The 22000-nt window shown below is 37.4% G+C and carries 25 protein-coding genes; 22 read left to right on the forward strand and 3 right to left on the reverse strand.

The features are described 5' to 3' along the window. Window positions 1-203: 203 nt before the first annotated feature. The 5 genes from PZ898_RS03240 (at window position 204) to PZ898_RS03260 (ending at window position 3524) form a co-directional block, all read left to right on the forward strand. The gene (locus tag PZ898_RS03240) at window positions 204-1346 is read left to right on the forward strand and encodes a DEAD/DEAH box helicase (protein ID WP_277694773.1); all 1143 of its coding nucleotides are present in this window, start codon (window positions 204-206) and stop codon (window positions 1344-1346) included. A gap of 216 nt (window positions 1347-1562) precedes the next feature. Further along, window positions 1563-2099: a YfiT family bacillithiol transferase gene (locus PZ898_RS03245; protein ID WP_062669686.1), complete on the forward strand. Its 537-nt coding sequence runs from the start codon at window positions 1563-1565 to the stop codon at window positions 2097-2099. Window positions 2100-2152: 53 nt separating this feature from the next. Beyond that, window positions 2153-2554, forward strand: coding sequence for a DUF1569 domain-containing protein (locus PZ898_RS03250; RefSeq protein WP_062671526.1), 402 nt, complete (start codon window positions 2153-2155; stop codon window positions 2552-2554). Further along, entirely contained in the window at window positions 2551-2931 is a 381-nt protein-coding gene (ytxJ, locus tag PZ898_RS03255) for a bacillithiol system redox-active protein YtxJ (protein WP_062669684.1), read from the forward strand. The genes PZ898_RS03250 and ytxJ overlap by 4 nt, the downstream gene beginning before the upstream one ends. Next, window positions 2928-3524, forward strand: a complete 597-nt coding sequence (locus PZ898_RS03260) for a Crp/Fnr family transcriptional regulator (protein WP_034698263.1) — start codon at window positions 2928-2930, stop codon at window positions 3522-3524. The genes ytxJ and PZ898_RS03260 overlap by 4 nt, the downstream gene beginning before the upstream one ends. Before the next feature lie 131 nt (window positions 3525-3655). On the opposite strand, the gene PZ898_RS03265 is transcribed toward PZ898_RS03260, so the two are convergent. Beyond that, a complete protein-coding gene (locus PZ898_RS03265; protein ID WP_277694774.1) occupies window positions 3656-5077 on the reverse strand; it encodes a PLP-dependent aminotransferase family protein in 1422 nt (473 codons plus the stop codon). A gap of 96 nt (window positions 5078-5173) precedes the next feature. Between PZ898_RS03265 and PZ898_RS03270 the strand changes: the two genes are divergently transcribed. The 16 genes from PZ898_RS03270 to PZ898_RS03345 all read left to right on the forward strand — a co-directional run bounded on the left by PZ898_RS03270 (window position 5174) and on the right by PZ898_RS03345 (window position 18376). Next, entirely contained in the window at window positions 5174-6058 is an 885-nt protein-coding gene (locus tag PZ898_RS03270) for a DMT family transporter (protein ID WP_277694775.1), read from the forward strand. 85 nt (window positions 6059-6143) lie between these two features. Continuing rightward, entirely contained in the window at window positions 6144-6377 is a 234-nt protein-coding gene (locus PZ898_RS03275; protein ID WP_062669679.1) for a hypothetical protein, read from the forward strand. A 316-nt stretch (window positions 6378-6693) separates the two neighbouring features. Then, window positions 6694-7290, forward strand: a complete 597-nt coding sequence (locus tag PZ898_RS03280) for a Crp/Fnr family transcriptional regulator (RefSeq protein ID WP_062669677.1) — start codon at window positions 6694-6696, stop codon at window positions 7288-7290. A 47-nt stretch (window positions 7291-7337) separates the two neighbouring features. Continuing rightward, complete coding sequence (locus PZ898_RS03285) at window positions 7338-7952, forward strand: Crp/Fnr family transcriptional regulator (RefSeq protein WP_277694776.1); 615 nt, start codon at window positions 7338-7340, stop codon at window positions 7950-7952. A 211-nt stretch (window positions 7953-8163) separates the two neighbouring features. Beyond that, entirely contained in the window at window positions 8164-8958 is a 795-nt protein-coding gene (locus PZ898_RS03290) for a KGG domain-containing protein (protein ID WP_062669673.1), read from the forward strand. Between the two features lie 72 nt (window positions 8959-9030). Next, window positions 9031-9618, forward strand: a complete 588-nt coding sequence (locus tag PZ898_RS03295) for a ferritin-like domain-containing protein (RefSeq protein WP_277694777.1) — start codon at window positions 9031-9033, stop codon at window positions 9616-9618. A 62-nt stretch (window positions 9619-9680) separates the two neighbouring features. Next, window positions 9681-9983, forward strand: a complete 303-nt coding sequence (locus PZ898_RS03300; protein ID WP_131797461.1) for a hypothetical protein — start codon at window positions 9681-9683, stop codon at window positions 9981-9983. A 15-nt stretch (window positions 9984-9998) separates the two neighbouring features. Continuing rightward, the gene (locus tag PZ898_RS03305) at window positions 9999-10376 is read left to right on the forward strand and encodes a hypothetical protein (protein ID WP_062669667.1); all 378 of its coding nucleotides are present in this window, start codon (window positions 9999-10001) and stop codon (window positions 10374-10376) included. Between the two features lie 58 nt (window positions 10377-10434). Then, window positions 10435-12573: a catalase gene (locus PZ898_RS03310; protein ID WP_277694778.1), complete on the forward strand. Its 2139-nt coding sequence runs from the start codon at window positions 10435-10437 to the stop codon at window positions 12571-12573. Window positions 12574-12624: 51 nt separating this feature from the next. After that, on the forward strand, window positions 12625-13803 hold the full coding sequence (locus tag PZ898_RS03315) for a zinc-dependent alcohol dehydrogenase (protein WP_277694779.1): 1179 nt from the start codon (window positions 12625-12627) through the stop codon (window positions 13801-13803). A 41-nt stretch (window positions 13804-13844) separates the two neighbouring features. Further along, complete coding sequence (locus PZ898_RS03320) at window positions 13845-14345, forward strand: nicotinamide-nucleotide amidohydrolase family protein (RefSeq protein WP_047430617.1); 501 nt, start codon at window positions 13845-13847, stop codon at window positions 14343-14345. Between the two features lie 5 nt (window positions 14346-14350). Further along, complete coding sequence (locus PZ898_RS03325; RefSeq protein WP_062669663.1) at window positions 14351-15142, forward strand: SDR family oxidoreductase; 792 nt, start codon at window positions 14351-14353, stop codon at window positions 15140-15142. 23 nt (window positions 15143-15165) lie between these two features. Beyond that, a complete protein-coding gene (locus PZ898_RS03330; RefSeq protein WP_277694780.1) occupies window positions 15166-15912 on the forward strand; it encodes an SDR family oxidoreductase in 747 nt (248 codons plus the stop codon). A gap of 37 nt (window positions 15913-15949) precedes the next feature. Further along, window positions 15950-16114, forward strand: a complete 165-nt coding sequence (locus PZ898_RS03335; protein WP_157885741.1) for a hypothetical protein — start codon at window positions 15950-15952, stop codon at window positions 16112-16114. Between the two features lie 20 nt (window positions 16115-16134). Next, on the forward strand, window positions 16135-17667 hold the full coding sequence (locus PZ898_RS03340) for an FAD-dependent oxidoreductase (protein WP_277694781.1): 1533 nt from the start codon (window positions 16135-16137) through the stop codon (window positions 17665-17667). Between the two features lie 52 nt (window positions 17668-17719). Next, window positions 17720-18376, forward strand: coding sequence for a DUF6766 family protein (locus tag PZ898_RS03345; protein WP_277694782.1), 657 nt, complete (start codon window positions 17720-17722; stop codon window positions 18374-18376). Here PZ898_RS03345 and PZ898_RS03350 read toward each other — a convergent pair. Then, on the reverse strand, window positions 18358-19161 hold the full coding sequence (locus PZ898_RS03350; RefSeq protein ID WP_062669654.1) for an AraC family transcriptional regulator: 804 nt from the start codon (window positions 19159-19161) through the stop codon (window positions 18358-18360). The two genes, PZ898_RS03345 and PZ898_RS03350, sit on opposite strands and share 19 nt — an antisense overlap. 172 nt (window positions 19162-19333) lie before the next feature. Between PZ898_RS03350 and PZ898_RS03355 the strand changes: the two genes are divergently transcribed. After that, window positions 19334-20413, forward strand: a complete 1080-nt coding sequence (locus tag PZ898_RS03355; RefSeq protein ID WP_277694783.1) for an Atu1372/SO_1960 family protein — start codon at window positions 19334-19336, stop codon at window positions 20411-20413. 126 nt (window positions 20414-20539) lie between these two features. On the opposite strand, the gene PZ898_RS03360 is transcribed toward PZ898_RS03355, so the two are convergent. Then, on the reverse strand, window positions 20540-21991 hold the full coding sequence (locus PZ898_RS03360) for a PLP-dependent aminotransferase family protein (RefSeq protein WP_277694784.1): 1452 nt from the start codon (window positions 21989-21991) through the stop codon (window positions 20540-20542). Window positions 21992-22000 lie beyond the last annotated feature (9 nt).

Here is a 22000-nt window from a genome sequence, read left to right on the forward strand (position 1 = left end):
TCGAATTTTTGATAAATTTACAAAACTAATCTTCAAAAATTTGTCCAAACCTGAATTTTCGGACAAATCGGCAATATAAATTTTCAATGCTTTTGAATGAAAGGCATAAAATTTTAAATAATTGAAGTTTATCTGCAGCCTATTGTATTTTGAGGCTTACACCAAATATCAATAGCTTATCTTTGCAGGAAATAAGTATTTTTATGTCATTTGAATCGTTAGGATTATCACACAATATTATTCGTTCTGTCAAAAAATTAGGATATTTAAAACCGTTCCCTATACAAGAGCAGGCTGTTCCTGTTATTTTGGAAGGGAAAGATCTGATGGGAATTGCTCAGACAGGTTCTGGTAAAACAGCGTGTTTTGTGATGCCGATTCTAGAAAAATTACAGAATGCGGAAGTTAAAAAAAACCGTAATGTTCAGGTTTTGATATTGGTTCCTACCAGGGAATTAGCTATTCAGATCGATGAAGTTTTCAGGGCATTCACAGAAAATCTAAAGAGAGAAGTCCGTACGATGGCTGTTTATGGAGGTGTTTCTATCAATCCACAGATGAAGGGAATGTTTGGAGTGGAAGTTTTGATTGCTACTCCGGGACGTCTGCTGGATTTAATTGATCATAATGCATTAAGTATTTCAGGAATTAAACATTTGGTGATTGATGAAGCAGATAAAATGTTTCAGCTAGGGTTTGGTGAAGAAGTGAATAAGCTTTTTGCCATGATGCCTGTAGCGAAACAAACTACTTTATTTTCAGCCACCTTGAATGATAAAGTTGCTGAAATGAAAGAACGTCTTTCTATCAATCCTACAATTATTGAGATTAAAAAAGAAGAAGTTGAAATTGATAATATCGAACAGCTTGCTTATCATGTTGCTCCGGAAAATAAAGGACCTTTTTTACGATATCTGATCAAAGAAAAAAAAGTTGAAAAGGCTTTGATTTTTGTTTCGTCTACAAGATCTGCAGATAATCTGGTAGAGAAACTTAAAAAGAATAAAATAAAAGCTGTGGCCATTCATAGCCAAAAGTCACAGGGAGCGAGAAGAAATAATCTGGAAGAATTTAAAGTAAACGGTGCTCAGATTTTGGTGGCTACAGACTTAATTGGGCGAGGAATCCATATTGAATCCCTGCCATGTGTTATCAATTACGAGTTGCCGCGTTCACCGCTGGATTATATTCACCGTATTGGTAGAACAGGGCGTGCCAATGAAAAAGGAACTGCAATCAGTATTCTGACGGATGATGAATTGCAGCATTTCAGAGTAATTCAAAAGAAAATGGGTCGAAAAGTAGCCCTGCAAAGAACAGAAGGTATTGATTTACACGGATATTAATACTTTATTATAATCAAGAAAGGTTTCAGTTTATACAATTGAAGCCTTTTTTAATAAAAAATCGGTACCACAAAAAACATTATCGGTATAATTAATGCTTTATTCACTTTATATTCTTGAATTTTTGATAAATTCGCGCAAGCTGGTATTTGTCAATTATTCTCATCAATAATAGTAATACCAATCGGCAATAATTAAAAAATTAAAACCTGAACAATGATTGATTTAGAGAAAAAAAAGTTTCCAATAGGCCCGTTTGAAGTGCCTGAAAATATTTGTGATATTACATTGGATACTTATATCAAAGTAATCAAAGATTTTCCTGGAAGGCTAAAGAATCTTATTGAACATTTTACAGACGATCAATTGGATACTCCTTACAGAGAAGGAGGCTGGACAGTAAGGCAACTTGTGAATCATCTTTCTGACAGTCATATGAACAGTTTTATCCGTTTCAAACTGGCACTGACAGAAGAAAATCCTACTATAAAGCCTTATGATGAAGCGAAATGGGCGGAGCTTCAGGACAGTTTTCATATGCCCGTAAAACCGGCAATGAGAATGTTGAAGGGAACACACCAAAGATGGGTAGCTCTTCTTAAAAGTCTTACCAATAAACAGTTTGAAAGAACCTTCCATCATCCTGAGCACAATAAAAATTATAATTTAAGAGAAAGCCTTGCTTTATATGTGTGGCACTGCAATCATCATTTTGCTCATATTGAAAATCTGAAGATAGAAAAAGGTTGGTAAGAAAACGTCTTAATAATCCTATATATTATCAGGAAATTATTAACAGGATTTCTATGTTATCTGAAAACTCTATTGGAAAATGGGGGAAGATGAACGTGTGTCAAATGCTAAAGCATTGTGATTTAGTTCTTCAGGTGGCTTTGGGAAAGTTCGAACTTCCCCGTATTAATGTCATTTTTGAGGCAGTAGGGATTTTTACTAAAATAGAAATGCATATTTTCAATAATGGAATTCCCAGAAACATGCCTACTTTTCAAAAACTAATCGTTAATTTTGAGTGTGATTTCGATGTTTCAAAAACCAATCTGCTGAAAACGCTGGAAGAATTCCGGGAAGTTTGTGAAAAAAACAACCTGCCGGACCGCCACAGATTATTCGGTACAATGACTGAAAAAGACTGGACATTTTTAGAATACAAACATCTTGATCATCATCTAAAACAATTTAATGTATGAGTTTTTTTGATAAAATATTCGGTGGTAAAAACGAAACCCCTGACCAAAAAACATTCTGGAAAAAGATAGAATCTGAAGAAGACCTTGCCAAAGCAATGGAAGACTCTTTTCAGAATAGGATAGCGATATTTAAACATTCTACAAGCTGTTTCATAAGCAGGACAGTTTTGAAAAACTTTGAAAAAGAAATAGAAAATTCAGACCAACTGGTGAGTGTATACTATCTGGATTTATTGGCACACCGGCCTGTTTCTAACAAAATAGCAGCAGATTTTGAGATCAGACATGAAAGTCCGCAGCTGATTGTCATAGAGAACGGAAAACCTGTTAACAGTGCTTCACACCAGGATATTTCTTTAAGCCAGATTGTATCATGAAGAATATAAATAATTATTTAGCCAAAGTTTTAAATGTTCCGCTTCAGAATGTGAATACGTGTAGTCTTCACTATGAAGTAAAGAAAATTCCTAAAAACCAGTTCCTTCTTCAGTATGGTGAAATCTGCCGACATATTTTCTTTGTAGAAAAAGGCCTGATAAAGATGTATTCCATTGATAAAAACGGAAAGGAACATATTATACAGTTTGCTCCGGAAAGCTGGCTGATTTCTGACCGAAGCAGCCTTTATTTCAATGAAAAATCCATTTATTATATAGAAGCAGTGGAAGATTCTGAAGTTTTGTTTCTTCATCCTGATTTCTTCAACAAACTGGTAGAACAATTTCCGAACAGCATCGAAAGAAGTGATTTTCTTCTTCAGAAACATATCAGAAGTCTTCAAAACAGGATCAATTCTTTATTGGGAGAGACTGCAGAAGAAAGGTATATGAAATTCATCAAAATGTATCCGGATTTACTCCTGAGAGTTCCACAATGGATGATTGCTTCTTACCTCGGAATTACTCCTGAGAGCCTGAGCCGTGTAAGAAAGGAGCTGGCGAGAAAAAATTTCATCCCGGATAACAAATAAGAAAGGCTGGGAGATGGAGGCTTGAAGTTCTGGTAAATATAAAAAAACTTCAAGAGTTATAAGATTTCCTTTACATTATCAATAAGAATTGAGGTAAATTATTTTTAAAACTATTTTAGCCTCCATCTTCCTTACTTTAAATAAATCTTTTTGGCAAGCTGTCCAACCTGTCTGAGTTTTGTCTGTGTATCTTCCGACCATGGAAGCCCTATGCAGAGCCTCATGCAGTTTTCAAACTGTTCCTGAAAGGTAAACATTCTTCCGGGAGCGATACTGATATTCTGTTTAATGGCCAGATCGTATAATTCTGTTGTTCGAATCTTTTGATCAAATTCTACCCATAAAGACAAGCCTCCCTGTGGACGACTGGTTTTTGTGCCTTCAGGAAAAGATTCCGCAATGGTCTGTACATAGTTCTGATAATTGAACTGTAATGTTCTGCGAAGCTGCTGAAGGTGCTTTTCGTATTTTCCGGATTTCAGAAAATTGGCAACAGCTTCATTCACAATGGAAATAGAAGATGTAGAATGCAGCAGTTTAAGCTTAAGAATTTTATCTTTATATTTCCCCGGAGCAATCCAGCCTACACGATATCCGGGAGCCAAAGTTTTTGAAATAGAGCTGCAATACAGTACGTTTCCGTCCTTATCGAAAGATTTACAACATTTTGGACGGCTGGAACCAAAATAAAGGTCTCCATAGACGTCATCTTCTATCAACGGAATATTATTTTCAGAAAGTATTTTTACAATTTCCTTTTTATTTTCATCAGGCATACAGCTTCCCAAAGGTGAATTAAAATTGGGAATCAACAAGCACAGATCTATTTTAGGCATTAATTTTTTTAAAGCCTCAATTTCTATTCCGGTAGTGGGATGGGTAGGAAGTTCCAAGACTTTTAAACCCAAACCATTGGCAAGCTGAAGAATTCCGGGATAACAAGGGCTTTCAATAGCAACGGTGTCTCCTGGTTTTCCTAAAGCCATTAAACAAAAAGAAAGAGCATTCATTCCGCCATTGGTGGTAATCAGGTCATTTTCGCTCAGATTTCCTCCCCATTGCAAAGAACGTACAGCAATCATTCTTCTTAATTTCAGATTTCCCTGAAGTTCTTCATATTCTGTACCACCGTCTTTTAATTCCCTTGTGGCGTTTACAATTTCTTTCTTAAGTTTAGCCTGAGGTAAGAGAGCTCCTGATGGAATTCCTATAGAGAAAAAGGTAAGATCCTTTTTACCCATATTTTCATATACCTTACTGATCAGCTCATCCGGTTCATCATTATTGGCGATCAATGATGGGCGACTTACCTCAGGTAAAGGAAGTTTTACAGAGAGCAGCTGGCTTACAAAATACCCAGACTGTGGTTTAGATTCTACTAAAGACTGTGATTCCAGTTCCAGAAAAACACGCTTGGCAGTATTCATACTCACCTGATGTTCCTGGCATAGCATTCTTACAGAAGGAAGCTTGTCTCCTGTCTTTAGAATCCCATTTCTGATCTGTCCTGCAATTCCGTCTGCAATTTCCGTATATAAAAATTCTTTACTCATATTGTTAAACTGTGCTCATGCAAATATACAAAACTGATACTGTGTTTATTTAATTATCCTTTCTAATTTTGAATATTAATTAAAAGCTTGAATAAAATGATGACAAAGCAACTATCAAAAGATGAAAATATAAGTGGCTGGATCAATGGATTTATAGGTGTAGTTTTATTTAGCGGCGGTTTGCCGGCCACTAAATTAGCTGTAATGGAAATGAGTCCTACTTTTGTAACGATTGTTCGTGCAGCTGTTGCCGGAGTCCTGGCGCTTATCGTATTATGGCTTGGGAAAGAAAAACGTCCTGTCAAAAAAGATTTGATTCCATTATTATTGGTTTCTCTTGGCTGTGTGGTAGGGTTTCCTCTTCTTTCAGCATTAGCGCTTCAATATCTTACTTCAGCGCATTCTATTGTATTTCTGGGAATGTTACCTTTGGCTACTGCTGTATTTGGTGTGATGCGTGGTGGTGAAAGACCTCATCCTATATTTTGGCTTTTTTCGATTGTAGGAAGCCTTTTTGTGATTGGCTATGCTGTTTCACAAGGAATATCTGCATCACCTATTGGAGATATTCTGATGCTGCTTGCCGTTATTTTATGTGGTATGGGTTATGCTGAAGGAGCTAAATTATCCAAGACATTAGGCGGATGGCAGGTGATTTCGTGGGCTTTGGTATTGGCGCTGCCTGTAATGATTCCTTTATTTTTTATTTATTTTCCGGCTGATATTCAAAATGTCAGTTTTCAGGGATGGTTTGGAATGGCTTATATTTCTCTTTTCAGTATGTTTATTGGATTTATATTCTGGTATAAAGGATTAGCACAGGGAGGAATAGCTACTGTTGGCCAGCTGCAGTTACTTCAACCTTTCTTTGGGCTGGCATTGGCTGCATGGCTTCTTCATGAGCAGGTAAGTGTAGGAATGCTAGGGGTGACAGTAGGGGTGATCTTATGTGTTGCAGGAACTAAGAAGTTTGCGAAATAATTAAATATAAAGCATTATGATTTAAGTCATAAGAATCTGCTTCACAATAGTCTACCTTTGATATATCACCACAAAATAGAGCATTATGAAGTTTATTATGTCAAGTCTGCTTATAGGATTTATTGTCCTGAGCTGCAAAAAAGAATCGAGGACAGAAACACATGTAGCTACAGACACAATCATAGCTGATACCATAAGGACGAATTCCGTTTCTCCTGTAAGCCCAATCCCTTCCGATACAATCCATCGTGATACGGTTTCCTCAAAAAAACTTACAGATACTATAGGAGCCCATAAAAACAAAATCCCAAAAAAGTAGCAACTTTTTATGTAATTACTTTGAAAAACCCGTTTTCATTAAGTGAAAACGGGTTTTACTATTTTGTTTTCCGACATACTATTAAAACCACAGATTTAGAAATGTGGTATCAAAAAAGCAATTTAATTACACTTTTAGTAGTGATATCTAATCAATAAATATAAAAACACTTAAAGTTGTTAAATTTTTTAACGTTTTTTAACTTTAGGAGTAATAATTAAGGTGCGGTTTTTGCATGCACATTACTATCGATTACCAATATTTTTACTAAGACTGAGAAGAGGAGAAGAAGAAAACAACACCAAAAACAACTATTATGGTTATCGACGAAAACATTTTGATTTCAGCGGGAGCAGAAACGAGACATTATACCCCTTCAGAAGTGATATTCTACGAAGGGGATATCCCTAATTATTATTACCAGATTATTAAAGGAGAAGTTAAGCTTAATAATTATAACGAAGAAGGAAAAGAATTTATTCAGAACATTTTATCCGATGGAGAAAGCTGTGGAGAATCTATTCTGTTCATAGAGAAACCTTATCCTATGAATGCTGAAGCCATTACAGAATGCAGTGTTCTAAGACTTCATAAATCCATTTTTTTTAATTTACTAAACCAGAACCCTGAATTATATATGGAGGTTAACAGTTTTCTTTCTGAACGCCTTTATTATAAATTTATTATGATGCAGAATCTTTCTTCTCAAAACCCATCCATCAGGCTTAGGGGCCTTATGGATTATTTGAAGAGCTTTCAGAAAGATGCACGTCCCTATTCATTCCTGATTCCATTAACCAGGCAGCAAATGGCTAGCCTTACAGGTCTTTGTGTGGAAACAGCAATAAGGACTATTAAACATATGGAACGAGATAAAATCGTAAGAATTGAAAATCGTAAAATCTTATATTAGATTAAATTTCTATGTTTTGTTTTTTTATTTAAAACCTATTTGATATTATGAAAACAATCAGCTGTATGAATATTGATGAAAGTCTTCTGCACTCTTTTGGTGCAGAAGACAAGGATTATAAAAAGCGGGAAGTAGTTTTTAGAGAAGAGGATCATGCACTTTATTATTTTCAGATTAGTGAAGGGAAAGTAAAATTGAATAATTATAATGAAAACGGAAAAGAATTCATTCATAATATTCTGGGCAAAAAACAAAGCTTTGGAGAAGCCATGCTTTTTCTCAACCAGAATTATCCAATCAATGCCATATGTCTTGAAGATTCCCGGATTATCAGACTTCCCAAAAATAATTTCTTTGAAATGATCAAACAGAATCCAGATCTTTCTCTTGAAATGAATGCCTGTTTTTCACAGGAGATTTTTTATAAATTGAAAATGGTACAGAGCCTTGCATCAGAAAACCCTATGCAGAGGCTTAAGGGTTTACTGGAATATCTTAAAAGCTATCATGATGAAGACTGCCAAAAATGTTTTCACATTGAATTTACAAGACAACAGATTGCCAACCTTACAGGTATGCGCGTGGAAACAGTAATCCGTACTCTGAAAAAAATGGAAAAAGAGGGTAGTATTATCCTAAAAGACAGAAAAATTTTGTATTAATCTGCATAAACATGATTCAGGTCATAAAAAAGTGAATTATTCTAACGTATATTTGACATACATTCTTTCACAATTCTTAAGCCCTTAGTAAAAGGCAAGCAAAAAGCATTTCGCTTATATTATTTAAAATTACCGACACCCAATTGTTGCCGTCTAATACTAGTCACGGACTGCAATAGACATCACTAAATATTAATAAAAAAATTCAGTTATGAACACTAGAAATTCGAGAAGCAGCAGCTCAAGAGGGCGTTCGCATTCGCCAGAAAACCTTGAAGAAGTATATCAATTAGGATATGATCATGGTTTTAATGATGCAACAAGAGATGAAGATTATGACGATGATTTTTCAGAATATGAAAATTATTTTGATAATGAAAATGACGATTATGATGATGATTACGATGAAGATGATTATGATGAATACGACGACGATTATGATGATGAAGATGATGAAGATTATGATGATGACGAAGAAGACGATGATGATCAGAGGGGTCGTAGAGGAGGAAGAAGCAGTTCAAGAGGCGGAAACGGCAACCAGCAGAGAGACAGCCAGGGAAGATTTACTTCCGGTAGAGGCGGTTCTCGTGGAGGAAACTCCGGTGGTAGTTCCCGAGGACGTTCAAATTCTGGTTCCGGCTCCCGATCAGGAGGCAGAGGCAGGTCATCATCGGGAGATGGTACTTCAAGAAGAGGTTTCGCTTCCATGAGCAAAGCTGAGCGTACGAGAATAGCCAGAATGGGAGGTCAGGCTTCACATGGTGGAGGCAGATCTTCGAACTCAGGTTCCGGCTCAGGAAGAGGAGGTTCATCGAGATCAGGAAACAATAGTAATAGCTCAGGAAGAGGAGGTTCAAACTCAAACTCAGGAAATTCAAGAAGAGGATTTGCTGCGATGAGTAAATCTGAGCGTACAAGAATAGCCAGAATGGGAGGCCAGGCATCCCACGGAGGCGGAAGATCTTCAGGTCGTTCCGGATTCGGAGGCAGACGTAATTCATAATTCTTTTTCCAGGATTGCCTCTTTAGACTTATATAAAGAGGTAATCCTTTAATAACAAACACCATTTACACCATGCCCAATAAAATATTAGAAACTGAAAGTGCAGTTCCTGCTACCAAGAAAGGTACGGCAGACAAAGAAACAGTCAACAAGGATGAAATGAAAAGTTCTCCGCTGCATAAGTTTTTTGTAAGTGCTCTTAAAGATATTTATTTTGCTGAAAATGCCATTCTTGAAGCGCTGGAAAAGATGCAGGAAGCCGCAACAACGGAAGAACTGAAGGATGCGTTTGAAGATCATCATCTTCAGACCCAAAAACACGTTAAGCGACTGGAAAAAGTATTCCAGCTTATTGAAGAAAAGCCCGAAAAAAAAGAATGTAAAGCTATTAAAGGAATCATCGAAGAAAGCGAAGAAGTCATCAAATCCACAGAAGATGGTTCTGCAACAAGAGATGTAGCACTAATTATTGCTGCACAGAAAGTAGAACATTACGAAATTGCCACTTACGGCGGGCTGGCCCAGCTAGCCATAACCATGGGACATGATAAGGCTGCAGACCTTCTTGAAAGAACCCTTCAGGAAGAAGAAGATACGGATTCGTATCTTACAGATATTGCGGAGACATCCATCAATTTCGATGCAGAACAAGAAGACTAAACTATGCAATAAGCCATATAGCTTGTTCTATATGGCTTATTTTAATCATGAAATCAAAATATATGGACTGTCAGAAAATCATAAAAACACTGAAACACAAAGATTTTGTAAAAGTCTCCCATACAGGGACGTGTTTCGAAGATGGAGCTGCAATTTATGCTAAAGAGATCAGAGAAAATATCTTCCTGCTATTTATCATTCTGAAAGATATTGATATTGAAAATATCCAGGCGTTAATTGCTCATTTCGACTGTTTAGGCAGTATAGGCTTAAAAGAACCGGAGCAGATCATGTTTTATTTATCCATAAAAGATAAAAATGACCTTCATTATTTTGAACAGTATTTGAAAGTTTCCAATAACTAATACCATTTTTTGAATATGACATTTGAAAACGACACTTTGCAACAGTCCGAATTGAATAACAAAAATAATGCAATAGAGAATGAGTCTTTATTTCCGTCTGTTATGAATTCTTACGGAGTGACAGCTTTTCTGATCAAGTCTCTGGAAAAGATTAAGAACAATGCTACCTGTGAAGTTCTGAAAGGAGTTATAGATACTTATCTCGAAGAATATATCCTCAATATCCAGGAGTTCCACTCTAATAACACAACGAAAACTACGGATATGGATGCTGAAATAAGATATGAATCTCCCGCATTTACTTTATATGCCAAAACAGCTTATTATAAAGTTCTGAAGGAAGAAGAATATATCAACAGGATTCTTGAAATTCTGGGAAATAAGACAGATTAATTTCTGTGTCCCATGATCTACTGCTTTTGAAAGAAAATACACCAACCACAAAAAGATTATGAATATGAACACCAACGAACACAACAAGAAAGCAGAACAACTGGATGTACACAGTACTTCCAATGATAATGAAAAACTGACTACCAATCAGGGCTTAAAGATCAATAACAATCAGGATTCTTTAAAAGCCGGAGAGCGCGGCCCTTCATTACTGGAAGATTTCATTCTGAGGGAAAAGATTACCCATTTTGATCATGAAAGAATCCCTGAAAGAGTAGTTCACGCCAGAGGTTCCGGCGCGCATGGCATTTTTAAACTTACTAAAAGCCTTGCAGAGTATACCAAAGCAAAATTTTTAACAGAACTGGGAAAAGAAACACCTGTATTTGTACGGTTTTCAACTGTAGCAGGGAGTAAAGGAAGTACAGATCTTGCAAGAGATGTCCGCGGATTTGCGGTGAAATTCTATACTGAAGAAGGAAATTATGATCTGGTGGCCAATAATATGCCGGTATTTTTTATTCAGGATGCGATCAAGTTTCCTGATCTTGTGCATGCCGTAAAACCGGAACCAGACAATGAAATTCCGCAGGCTGCATCTGCTCATGATACATTTTGGGATTTTATTTCACTAATGCCCGAAAGTATGCACATGATTATGTGGCTAATGAGCGATAGAGCGATCCCGAGAAGTATGAGAATGATGGAGGGCTTTGGCGTACATTCTTTTAAATTCATCAATGAGGCAGGAAAAGTACATTTTGTAAAATTCCATTTTAAGCCCAGATTAGGCGTGCATTCCGTAGCCTGGAGTGAAGCTCAGATGATTTCCGGAGTAGATTCTGACTTCCATAAACGCGATCTATGGGAAGCCATTGAAAATGGTGATTATCCGGAATGGGATTTCGGGGTACAGCTTATTCCTGAAGAAGATGAACATAAATTTGATTTTGATCTTCTTGACCCTACAAAAATAGTTCCCGAAGAAGAAGTTCCTGTAGAAATTGTTGGAACTTTAACGCTTAATAGAAATCCGGATAATTTCTTTGCAGAAACCGAGCAGATTGCTTTTCACCCGGGACATATTATTCCTGGGATTGATTTCACCAATGATCCGCTGCTGCAGGGAAGATTATTTTCATATACCGATACACAGCTTTCAAGACTGGGGTCGCCTAATTTCCATGAAATACCGATCAACAGATCTATCAACACGGTTCATAACAACCAAAGAGATGGTCATATGAGACAGCAGATCGTGAAAGGAAAAACCAGCTATGAACCGAATTCCATAGGCGGTGGATGTCCTTTTCAGGCCATGATGTCTGAAGGCGGCTTTACCTCCCAGCAGGAAAGAGTTTCAGGAGTGAAGATCAGAGAAAGGAGTAAAAGCTTTGTAGATCATTATTCACAGGCGAAATTATTCTATAACAGCCAGTCTGCACCGGAGAAAACACACCTTCAGAATGCGTTGATCTTTGAATTGTCAAAGGTAACCCGTCCTGAGATCAGAGAAAGACTGGTAGGGCAGCTTGCCTATATTGATACAGATCTTGCATGGAAAGTAGCGGAAAAATTAGGAGTGGAAGTTAAAAAACTGGAATGGCCCAATCAAAGTCTGCCTGCGGATAGTAACATTATAGAACTTCAAAGCGAAGAAAGAGAACCACATACACAGTTTTCTGATGCTTTAAGCATGATGAATACCGTTAAAAACACGATTAAAAGCCGAAAAATAGGCTTTATTCTGGCTAACGGTGCAGATGGAGGAGCTGTCAATGATCTTAAAACAAAACTTGAAGCAGAAGGTGCCAGAGTGGAACTGATTGCAACAAGTGTTGCTCCGGTAAAACTCAATGACGGTTCCGAACTGACTCCCAAACATTCTCTTACCAGTACGGCAAGTGTCTGTTTTGATGCTCTTACCATCTGTCCGGGAGAAAATTCCGTAAAAGAACTGATGATTGCTGAAAACAAACATCTGGTTCTGCATTTCATCAATGAAGCTTATAAACACTGTAAAGCAATTTACTTTGGAAAAGATACAGAGGTACTTTACCATAATTCCAATGTATCAGCGAAACAACATGAGGATCCTGCAATCATTACATGGGAAGACAATGATCCATCAGATAAATTCATCCAGGCTGTTGCTCAGCACAGAGTCTGGGATCTTGAAAAGGAGAGAAACGCGTAATCATAAAAACATCCTTCACACCAACACCAATCACTTTAAATATTTTAGATTATGAAAGCAGCCGTTTTTCACTCACCGGGTAATATTACCTGTGACACCGTAGAAGATCCCAGAATTCTGGATGAAAATGATATTATTCTGAGAGTCACCTCCACAGCCATCTGTGGCAGTGATCTCCATATGTATTCCGGAGGAATTCCGCAGGCCAGACCCATGGTAATGGGCCATGAGTTTATGGGTATTGTAGAAGAGACCGGGAAGAATATCGGTCATCTAAAAGTAGGTGACAGGGTAGTAGTTCCTTTTCCCATAGCTTGTGGAAGCTGTTTTTTCTGCCAGCATGATCTTCCTACTGCATGTGAACACAGTAACCCTGATTATTATGGACCGGAAGGAGGTATTTTTAAAGAAAAAGGCGGTGCCCTGTTCGGGTATACCGACCTTTATGGAGGATACAATGGCGGACAGGCACAGTATGTAAGAGTTCCATATGCCAATTTTGGTCCCAGAAAAGTTCCGGAAAACCTTACTGATGAACAGGTATTATTCCTTACAGATATTTTCCCCACAGGCTACACAGGAGTGATGTGGGGGGAGCTTAAAGGAGGAGAAACCGTTGCTGTTTTTGGAGCAGGCCCTGTAGGTACAATGGCCGCCAAAAGTGCTGTTCTTCATCATGCAAAGAAAGTTATTGTAATTGATACCCTTCAATACAGATTAGACAGAATTAAAATGCTTACAGGATGTGAAACCATTTTGTGGGAAGATGCTGAAAGCACCATTGGGCAAATCAGGGATATGACAGACGGCCGGGGTGCTGATCTTTGTATTGAAGCTGTAGGTTTTGAACCGGAAAGAAGTTTTATAGACCGTGCAAAAGCTGTTTTGAACTTTGAAAAAGGCTCAATCAAAGTTCTCGAAGCATGTATGAGCGCCGTACGCAGAGGTGGCATTGTTTCTGTTCTGGGAGTTTATCCCGTTAATTATGACAATTTCAGACTTGGACAGATTTTTGACAAGGGAATTACACTTAAAGCAGGACAGTGCAATGTTCATCCTATCATAGATAAGCTCTTGGACTATGTGGTGACCGGAAAAATCACCCTTGATGATGTTATTACCCACCGTTTATCTCTTGATGAAGTAAGCAAAGGATACGAAATTTTTGATAAAAAAGAAGACGGATGTGTAAAGGTCGTTCTTGACCCGTGGAAGCTGACAGGCTTTTAATTACAAATAAACGATAAACCTATTACTCAAAATTTAATAGTATGGATTTTCAGAAAAATCTTTTAGAATATATAAGTCAGTCACTGATGACCACCGATGAAACCATTTCAATTGCAGAAAGTGTTACGTCAGGATGCTTGCAACTGGCTTTTTCACAGATGCCTAATGCGTCAATGTTCTACAAAGGAGGAATGACAGCCTATTCTTTGTCAGAAAAAGTAAAATTACTAAAGGTTGACAGACAGGAAGCCGAAGAATGTGACTGCGTTTCAGAGAATATTGCAGAGACGATGGCTTTAAATGTAGCAAGACTTTACGAATCCGACTGGTCTATTGCCACTACCGGCTACTGTACGCCAATCCGGAATTCAGGATATAAAATTTTTGCCTATTTCTCATTCTCCTACAAAGGTGAGATTGTCCTGACTAAAAAACTGGAATTACATCCGAAAACACAAGCTCTAAATGCCCAGCTGTATTACACGGAATTTATTCTGGGCTGTTTTAAAAGTGAGCTTAACAGGCTTTTAATCTTAAAATAAAATTTATGCAACGCAAGAATCAATTTGTACTTATTACAGGTGCTACCAGTGGTATTGGTTATGAACTCGCGAAACAGTTTGCCATGAACGGCTACGATCTTGTTATTGTAGCCAGAGACCATGAAGAACTGGTAAGAAAAGCCGAAGAATTTAAAAACCATGGAGTAAACGTGATCAGTATCTCTAAAAATCTGTTTTTAGAAGAAGAAGCGTATTCTCTTTATTCTGAATTGAAAATGAATGCAATAAGTCCTGAAATATTAGTTAATGCCGCAGGACAGGGAGTGTATGGGAAATTTCAGGATACGGATATTCATAGGGAAATAGATATTGTTCATTTAAATATTATTTCAGTTCTCATCCTTACAAAGCTTTTTATTAAGGACAGGCTTCCAAAAGGATCAGGAAAAATTCTGAATCTGGCTTCTGTGGCCAGTAAAGCTCCTGGCCCATGGCATTCGGTATACCATGCTACCAAAGCATTTGTTTTGTCGTGGTCTGAAGCCATTCGTGAAGAGCTGAAAGACTCCGGAATTACAGTGACGGCTCTTTTACCCGGCCCTACAGATACTGACTTTTTTAATAAAGCAGATATGAACCGCAGTAAAATACTGGAAGATAAAGATAGTCTGGCCTCTCCGGAAGAAGTGGCAATTGACGGCTATAACGCTCTGATGAATAATGAAGATAAAATAATTTCGGGTTTGAAAAATAAACTGTCCGTAGCGATGGCGAATCTTACAAGTGATAGTATGGCCGCTCATAGAATGGCAGAAATGCAGAAACCAATAGAATAGAGCAGAAATAAAAAGATTATGAAATGGGAAAATTAGATAACAAATCTGTTTTGATTACCGGAGCCGACAGCGGAATAGGTAAGGCAGTGGCTCTTCTTTTTGCTTTGGAAGGAGCAGACATTGCTATTATTTATCATTCAAGTGATAGTGATGCTGAAAAAACAAAAAGAGAAATTGAAAACCTGAATAGAAAATGCATCATTTTTCAGGGAGATATCAATGATTATGAATTTTGTGAAAAAACAGTAAAAGAAGTTAATTCATCATTCGGAAAAATTGATATCGTCATTAATAATGCTGGAGTTCAATTTCCTGCTGACAGTATTGAACAACTTGAAGAGAAAAACATCAGACAGACCTTTGATTCCAATATTGTAGGAATGATTTTATTAACGAAAGTTGTATTTCCTTACCTGAAACAAGGAAGCTGCGTAATCAATACCACTTCCGTTTCCGCTTATCAGGGACATCCTGAGCTCCTTGACTATTCTGCAACAAAAGGCGCTATTGTCTCCTTCACGCGTTCACTGGCACTGCAGGCCAAACCAAAAGGAATCAGGATTAATGCCGTTGCTCCGGGACCTGTGGCTACACCGCTTACTGAAGAGACTTTTGATGAAAAAGAAGAAAATCCCAACAAACCACCGTTGGAAAGAAATGCAACGCCTGAAGAAATAGCCTTCAGCTTTCTTTTTCTGGCAAGTCAGGATGCCTCACAAATGACAGGACAGGTACTTCATCCCAACGGTGGACTGATAGTAAACGGATAAAGTATATTAAAGTATAAAACATCAAAATATTTAAAATATGAAAACTACAGCACTTATTTTAGGCGTTATCAGCCTGTTTGCTTTTACTTCCTGCCGATGTAATATTGATGAAGACGAAAACAAGAAAAGGGATCAGAAAAGCAGTTCGTCCAATACCGATAAATCCGGTCTGCCCGAAAGTGATACCCTGAGTATCAGATAAATTAACTATAAAAAATTCTGATGATGTACAGAGACGGTGCAAGAAAAAGTATTTGGCAGGAAGAGATCAGAAAATTTTCTACAGAAACGGATCTCAGCTCATTATTTGACGTTGCCATTGTAGGAGGTGGAATTACAGGAGTTTCAACAGCACTGAAACTTCAGGAATCCGGAAAAAAATGTATTATTCTGGAAGCAGCCAATATAGGATTCGGAACTACCGGCGGTACAACGGCCCATTTAAACGATTTTTTTGATACAACCTTTAATCAGGCTATCCGCGATTTTGGACTGGATAATGCACAACTGTATGCACAATCCGGAACTGATGCTATCAGTATTATTGAAGATAATATTCAGAAATATCAGATCAGTTGTGATTTCACAAGAAAATCAGCTTACCTTTTTGCCCTGGATGAAAAACAGGAAGAACAGTTAAAAGACATTGTAGAAGGAGCAGCTAAAGTAGGCCACGAAATGAGTTATGTAAATGAAATTCCTTTTCCTATCCCGTTCAGAGAAGCGGTGCTTATTCCTGGTCAGGGGCATTTTCATCCGATAAAATATATTAAAGGACTTTGCGGGGCTTTTATAAAACTGGGCGGTTCTATTCTGGAAAATTGTCTTGTTGAAGAACATGATGAGCAGAAAGACAATGTTATTTTAAAAACCTCCCAGGGAGAAATACAAGCAAAACATGTAGTATATGCCACTCATATTCCGCCGGGAGTGAATCTGCTTCATTTTACTAACGCGCCTTACAGAAGCTATGTGACGGCATTTACTCTGAAAAATGATAAATATCCGCGGGAGTTAGGTTATGATCTCTGTGAACCTTATCATTATTACCGTATTCAGAATATCGATGGTGAAAACTTATTGATTGCAGGCGGTGAAGACCACAAAACAGGACATGCTGATGACACCGGAGCATGCTTCTCAAGGCTTGAAAATTATGTACGGAAATACTTTGATGTGGAAACGATATTCTACAGCTGGTCCAGCCAATATTACGAACCAGTAGATGGGCTTCCATACATTGGGAAATTACCAGAAACTAAGGAAAGAATTTTTGTGGCAACAGGCTTCAGAGGTAACGGAATGATATTCGGGACACTTTCCTCACAAATAATACATGATTTAATCATTACCGGAAAAAGTAAATATGGAGACTTATTTAATCCTTCAAGAATCAAACCTATTGCCGGATTTTCTGATTTTGTGAAGGAAGCAGCAACTGTGGCATTTGATTTTGTGAAAGATAAAATTTTCAAGGATAAAATTGAATCCTTTTCAGAAGTTGGAGAAGGTGAAGCAAAAGTGATCCAATACAAATCCGAATCTTATGCACTGTACAAAGAAAATGATGGCACGTTGCATCTTCTGAGAAGTACCTGTCCACATGCAGGATGTGAAGTGCGGTGGAATAGTGCTGAACTGAGCTGGGACTGCCCATGTCACGGATCCCGGTTTAATGTTAACGGAAAAATCCTTACCGGGCCTACCACAAAGAACCTGCCAAAGGTATTTCCTTACCAAAAACGTGATTTATAAACGTTAAACCTTAAACTTTGAACCCTGAACTCTAACCTTTAAACTCCGAAATATGTCACGCAACAGCTTCCTGTATCGCAACAGCTTAAGTATTGTTCTCATTATCCTGATGATTATTTTTCTTGCAGGACAGTTATTTATGGGCTGGAAAACAGAAAATAAAGAACTTATTGAAAACGGACAGCCTGCTTTAAAGATTGGTGAATACATCCATAGCGGGCATTTTATACAGGCAACTTTTGAAAATTGGGAAAGCGAATTCCTACAGATGATGCTGTATGTTTTATTAACGATTTCCCTGAGACAAAAAGGCTCTAGTGAATCAAAATCTATGACAGAGGACGAAGATGTTGATAAAGAACCCGTACCACACCCAAAAGCACCGTGGCCTGTTAAAAAAGGAGGCATATGGCTGAAACTCTACAAACACTCTTTATCACTCGCTTTTGCCATTCTCTTTCTAGCAAGTTTTATTTTACATTTTTATGGAAGTCTTAAGGATTTCAATGATGAACAGATGATAAATGGAAATACTGCTGTAACGGCCATTCAATATATTTCAGAATCAAGATTCTGGTTTGAATCTTTTCAAAACTGGCAGAGTGAATTCCTGGCAGTAGCTTCTCTTGTTCTTCTCTCTATATGGCTCCGCGAAAAAGGTTCTCCGGAATCAAAACCCGTTGATATGGCTCATGATGAAACCCCTTGATTTTTATTCATCTTTGGCTTTGTCTGCATAATCGCAAAATATGATGCTGTGAATGCTGACAGGCTTTGGTAACCTACTTTATAAGCTACTTCACTCAAAGTATATTGTTGGGTATCAATTAACTCAATGCTTTTTAAAATTCGGGTTAGCTGGAGGTATTTCTGTAACGTAATTCCTGTTTCATTTTTAAAAATTCTCTGGAGACTTCTCACAGACATTTGTGCTTTTTCGGCTAAAGAAACAATATCCAGATTATATTTAAAATTGGAATTAATATCATTGCACACGGGAATCAGTCTGGTGTCAGTTGGTACAGGGATTTCTAGACCGCTGCTTTCCCTGCAGAAATTAGGAAGACTTTTTAAAATAGCTCTAAAGAAGATATCCTGTTCTTCATTTTCATTCAGAGATTGGTTCCATTTTGAGGCATACAAAAGCATTTCTTTCAAAACAGGTGGAACAGCAAATACCTGAACATTCTGATAAAATTCATCTTCAAAAACAGATTTGAAAAGAAATACCATCAGATTAACGGTTTGTGCCTCTGAGGTAATTTTGTGGGCCCTTCCTGAAGGAATCCAGATGACATGATATTGTGGGACAAGATAAATTTTCCTGTCAATATGAAAATACTGATAACCTTCTTCCACAAATGTAAGCTGGGCACGGGTATGCCTGTGTTCATAATCATCATGTTTCCAGTTTTTTTCGCACCACACATAAGCTTCTTTTTCTATAGAATCTACAAACTGGCTTTCCGTTTTTTCAATCAGTCCACATTTCATATGTCGTTTTGTATGTATATTTTGGCAAATTTAATAAAAACGACAGTAGTAATTTTGTATTATCAATGTAATAGCTACATGATTAATCCAAAATATAATTTATATCTTATTCAGAATGAAAAAACTATGTCTTTTTTTTATTTTAATTTTATTATCTAATAACACTTACATCATGGCACAAAATAAAGCTAAAATATTGGTTCTTATCCATTCCGATAATGGTGGAACTTACGAACTGGCTAAAGAAATAGCCAAAGGAATGGAAATTGAAAATAATGCAGTTCCGTATATCAAATTAGTCAAAGCCTCACAAAATCCAACCCTGAAAAATCTTCCTGTAGCAACTGTAGATGAACTAACCTCGTATGATGGAATTGCTTTTGGTTCACCGGTTTATTTCGGGAATATCAGTACGGGGATGAGTGAGTTTTTATCGAAAACCGTTCCGTTGTGGACTAATCACGCTTTGGAAGGAGTTCCTGCCACTGTTTTCATGTCAGCGGGAAGTGGAGCAGGAAAAGAGCTTGCTCTTCAGGCCTTTTGGAACAGTCTTGCTGTGCACGGGATGGTATTGGTATCTAATGGAATTCGTGGAACAGAAGAGCTGAACAAATCTATTCCACAGGGGAATACGGTTTTGGGAGTTACCAGCATGGCTTCATTAAAAGATGTGGAAAGACCAACGAAAGGAGAACGAAATATTGCTGAACTTCAGGGAAGAAATTTCGCAAAAATAGCACTGGCGTTAAAGGATACTCATCTTAAGAAAACAATAGCTGCTGCTGAAAATCACCAGAATTTCAATGAAATATTGAAGCAGAAAAATATTACACTTCCACAGGTTCCAAAACCGGCAGGAAATTATCAGCCGTTTGTACGTTCCGGAAATCTGGTATTTATCAATCAGGTTGCTTTAAAAGACGGGAAAATTTTCAATCCGGGAAAATTAGGTGTTGAAGTAAATGAGCAACAGGTGAAAGATGCTACAAAAGTAACCATGCTGAACGTGATTTCAGTGTTAAATGAAGCGGTTGGAGGAGATTTGAGCAAAGTAAAACAATGTGTTCAGCTTACAGGAATCTTCAATACCAAGGATGATTATACAAAACATGCAGATCTGATGAATATTGCTTCTGATCTTGCGGTTGAAGTCTTCGGGGAAAAAGGAAAACATGCCAGAGCTACTTTGGGGGCTTCTTCTATTCCTGTAGGTTCTTCAGTAGAGATTCAGGCAGTTTTTGAAGTAGAGTAGATTTTCATAATCATTAATGTTTTTTACATAAAAATCTGACAGATCTGACAGATTACACCGAGCATAAAAATCTGTGTAATCTGTAAAATCTGCCAAGGATAAAAACCCGGGTATAATTATTTTCCATTATAATTCAACGTTATCTTTGATCATAAACCTTGAAAAAATCTCAGCAATCAAAGGAATACTTTGTTTCAGCTGTTCTTCGGAAAGCGCTCCATAGCTTAATCTGAATCCATTTACATTATTTTGACTATATTGTTTAGGATGAATAATCTTAATATTTTTTTCCAGTAATAAAGTTGTTGCCGCATCCCAATCCAATTGTACTTTAGGAACTATCCAAAAAGCCAGACCACCTTCGGGTAGTGTAAAATCAGCAATATCTTTCATGTTTTTCTTCAACAATTCAAAAACAAAATCTCTTTTGTTCTTATAATGAACGGTTGCTTTTCTGATGTGCTTTTTTATGGCACCTTCTTTAATGAGCTGAAGAACTGCCTGTTCCATGATCACATCTCCATGCACATCAATGATCTTTCTCAGATCACCAATTCTTTTCAGCAGTTCCTGATTTTTAGTGGTCAGATAACCAATCCTCAAAGCGGGAGCTACCACCTTACTTAAAGTTCCGATATACACATAATTGTGCAGTTCGGGAAAACTTGAAATCGGGAGAATAGGACGATATCCGAAGTGAAACTCATTATCATAATCATCTTCAATGATGGTCATATTGTACTGATTTGATAACTCAATCAGTTTTAATCTTCTTGAAAGGCTTAGTGTAACGGTAGTAGGATATTGCCTGTGAGGAGTAATGTATAATGCTTTTATATTTCGATGTTGTTTTAAAAGCTTTTCAACAGCCTCGACACTGATTCCTTCATTATCTACAGGTACAGACAAAAGCTGTGCTCCCGCATACTGAAACGCTTGCCATGCAGGCTGATAGCCGGGATCTTCCACAACAACCATATCATCAGGACTTAAAAGACTCTGAGCAGTAAGGAACATACCCATCTGACTGCCTCGGGTGATAGAAATTTCGTTTTCAAGAATATGCATTCCGCGCTGATGATTAAGCATCTGAGAGATCATTTTTCTAAAATCCAAATCTCCATGTTCATCTCCGTAACCCATCATCTGCCATTTGGCTTTAATACTGAAAATTTGCCTATAAGCTCTTGCCAATTCTGTTACAGGTGCAATTTTACTATCGGGATGCCCGTCATCGAAATTAATTAAAATTCCATTAGGCAAGACCTGTAGATTTTTAGAATCCTGCAATGCATTTGCATTTTTTTCATGTAAGACAGGAAGCTTTTCTGACACGAAAATACCTTTTCTTTCCTTTGAAATTACCCATTCTTCATTGATCAACACCTGATAGGCTTCTACAACAGTGTTTCTGTTTATTTTTAACGTTTGGGCAAGGTTTCGGCTTCCGGGAAGGGCATCCCCTGCTTTTAATCTTCCTGTACGAATATCAGTGATAATAGTATCCGCAATCTGTAGATAAACTGCTTTATCAAGCTTTTTATCAATTTCTAATTCCAATTTCCAAGGCCGTAACATCTGGACTAT

Source organism: Chryseobacterium sp. WX, from assembly GCF_029542485.1.
GTDB classification, from domain to species: Bacteria; Bacteroidota; Bacteroidia; order Flavobacteriales; family Weeksellaceae; genus Chryseobacterium; species Chryseobacterium cucumeris.

Bases quoted from the DNA above. Each gene is read 5' to 3' on its own strand.
- PZ898_RS03260 (WP_034698263.1), top strand. From the start codon at position 2,928: ATGAAGAATATAAATAATTATTTAGCCAAAGTTTTAAATGTTCCGCTT.
- PZ898_RS03315 (WP_277694779.1), top strand. From the start codon at position 12,625: ATGAAAGCAGCCGTTTTTCACTCACCGGGTAATATTACCTGTGACACC.
- PZ898_RS03320 (WP_047430617.1), top strand. From the start codon at position 13,845: ATGGATTTTCAGAAAAATCTTTTAGAATATATAAGTCAGTCACTGATG.
- PZ898_RS03345 (WP_277694782.1), top strand. From the start codon at position 17,720: ATGTCACGCAACAGCTTCCTGTATCGCAACAGCTTAAGTATTGTTCTC.
- ytxJ (WP_062669684.1), top strand. From the start codon at position 2,551: ATGAGTTTTTTTGATAAAATATTCGGTGGTAAAAACGAAACCCCTGAC.
- PZ898_RS03330 (WP_277694780.1), top strand. From the start codon at position 15,166: ATGGGAAAATTAGATAACAAATCTGTTTTGATTACCGGAGCCGACAGC.
- PZ898_RS03245 (WP_062669686.1), top strand. From the start codon at position 1,563: ATGATTGATTTAGAGAAAAAAAAGTTTCCAATAGGCCCGTTTGAAGTG.
- PZ898_RS03240 (WP_277694773.1), top strand. From the start codon at position 204: ATGTCATTTGAATCGTTAGGATTATCACACAATATTATTCGTTCTGTC.
- PZ898_RS03340 (WP_277694781.1), top strand. From the start codon at position 16,135: ATGATGTACAGAGACGGTGCAAGAAAAAGTATTTGGCAGGAAGAGATC.
- PZ898_RS03290 (WP_062669673.1), top strand. From the start codon at position 8,164: ATGAACACTAGAAATTCGAGAAGCAGCAGCTCAAGAGGGCGTTCGCAT.
- PZ898_RS03305 (WP_062669667.1), top strand. From the start codon at position 9,999: ATGACATTTGAAAACGACACTTTGCAACAGTCCGAATTGAATAACAAA.
- PZ898_RS03270 (WP_277694775.1), top strand. From the start codon at position 5,174: ATGATGACAAAGCAACTATCAAAAGATGAAAATATAAGTGGCTGGATC.
- PZ898_RS03265 (WP_277694774.1), bottom strand. From the start codon at position 5,077: ATGAGTAAAGAATTTTTATATACGGAAATTGCAGACGGAATTGCAGGA.
- PZ898_RS03355 (WP_277694783.1), top strand. From the start codon at position 19,334: ATGGCACAAAATAAAGCTAAAATATTGGTTCTTATCCATTCCGATAAT.
- PZ898_RS03285 (WP_277694776.1), top strand. From the start codon at position 7,338: ATGAAAACAATCAGCTGTATGAATATTGATGAAAGTCTTCTGCACTCT.
- PZ898_RS03350 (WP_062669654.1), bottom strand. From the start codon at position 19,161: ATGAAATGTGGACTGATTGAAAAAACGGAAAGCCAGTTTGTAGATTCT.
- PZ898_RS03310 (WP_277694778.1), top strand. From the start codon at position 10,435: ATGAATATGAACACCAACGAACACAACAAGAAAGCAGAACAACTGGAT.
- PZ898_RS03250 (WP_062671526.1), top strand. From the start codon at position 2,153: ATGTTATCTGAAAACTCTATTGGAAAATGGGGGAAGATGAACGTGTGT.
- PZ898_RS03280 (WP_062669677.1), top strand. From the start codon at position 6,694: ATGGTTATCGACGAAAACATTTTGATTTCAGCGGGAGCAGAAACGAGA.
- PZ898_RS03360 (WP_277694784.1), bottom strand. From the start codon at position 21,991: ATGTTACGGCCTTGGAAATTGGAATTAGAAATTGATAAAAAGCTTGAT.
- PZ898_RS03275 (WP_062669679.1), top strand. From the start codon at position 6,144: ATGAAGTTTATTATGTCAAGTCTGCTTATAGGATTTATTGTCCTGAGC.
- PZ898_RS03325 (WP_062669663.1), top strand. From the start codon at position 14,351: ATGCAACGCAAGAATCAATTTGTACTTATTACAGGTGCTACCAGTGGT.
- PZ898_RS03335 (WP_157885741.1), top strand. From the start codon at position 15,950: ATGAAAACTACAGCACTTATTTTAGGCGTTATCAGCCTGTTTGCTTTT.
- PZ898_RS03295 (WP_277694777.1), top strand. From the start codon at position 9,031: ATGCCCAATAAAATATTAGAAACTGAAAGTGCAGTTCCTGCTACCAAG.
- PZ898_RS03300 (WP_131797461.1), top strand. From the start codon at position 9,681: ATGGACTGTCAGAAAATCATAAAAACACTGAAACACAAAGATTTTGTA.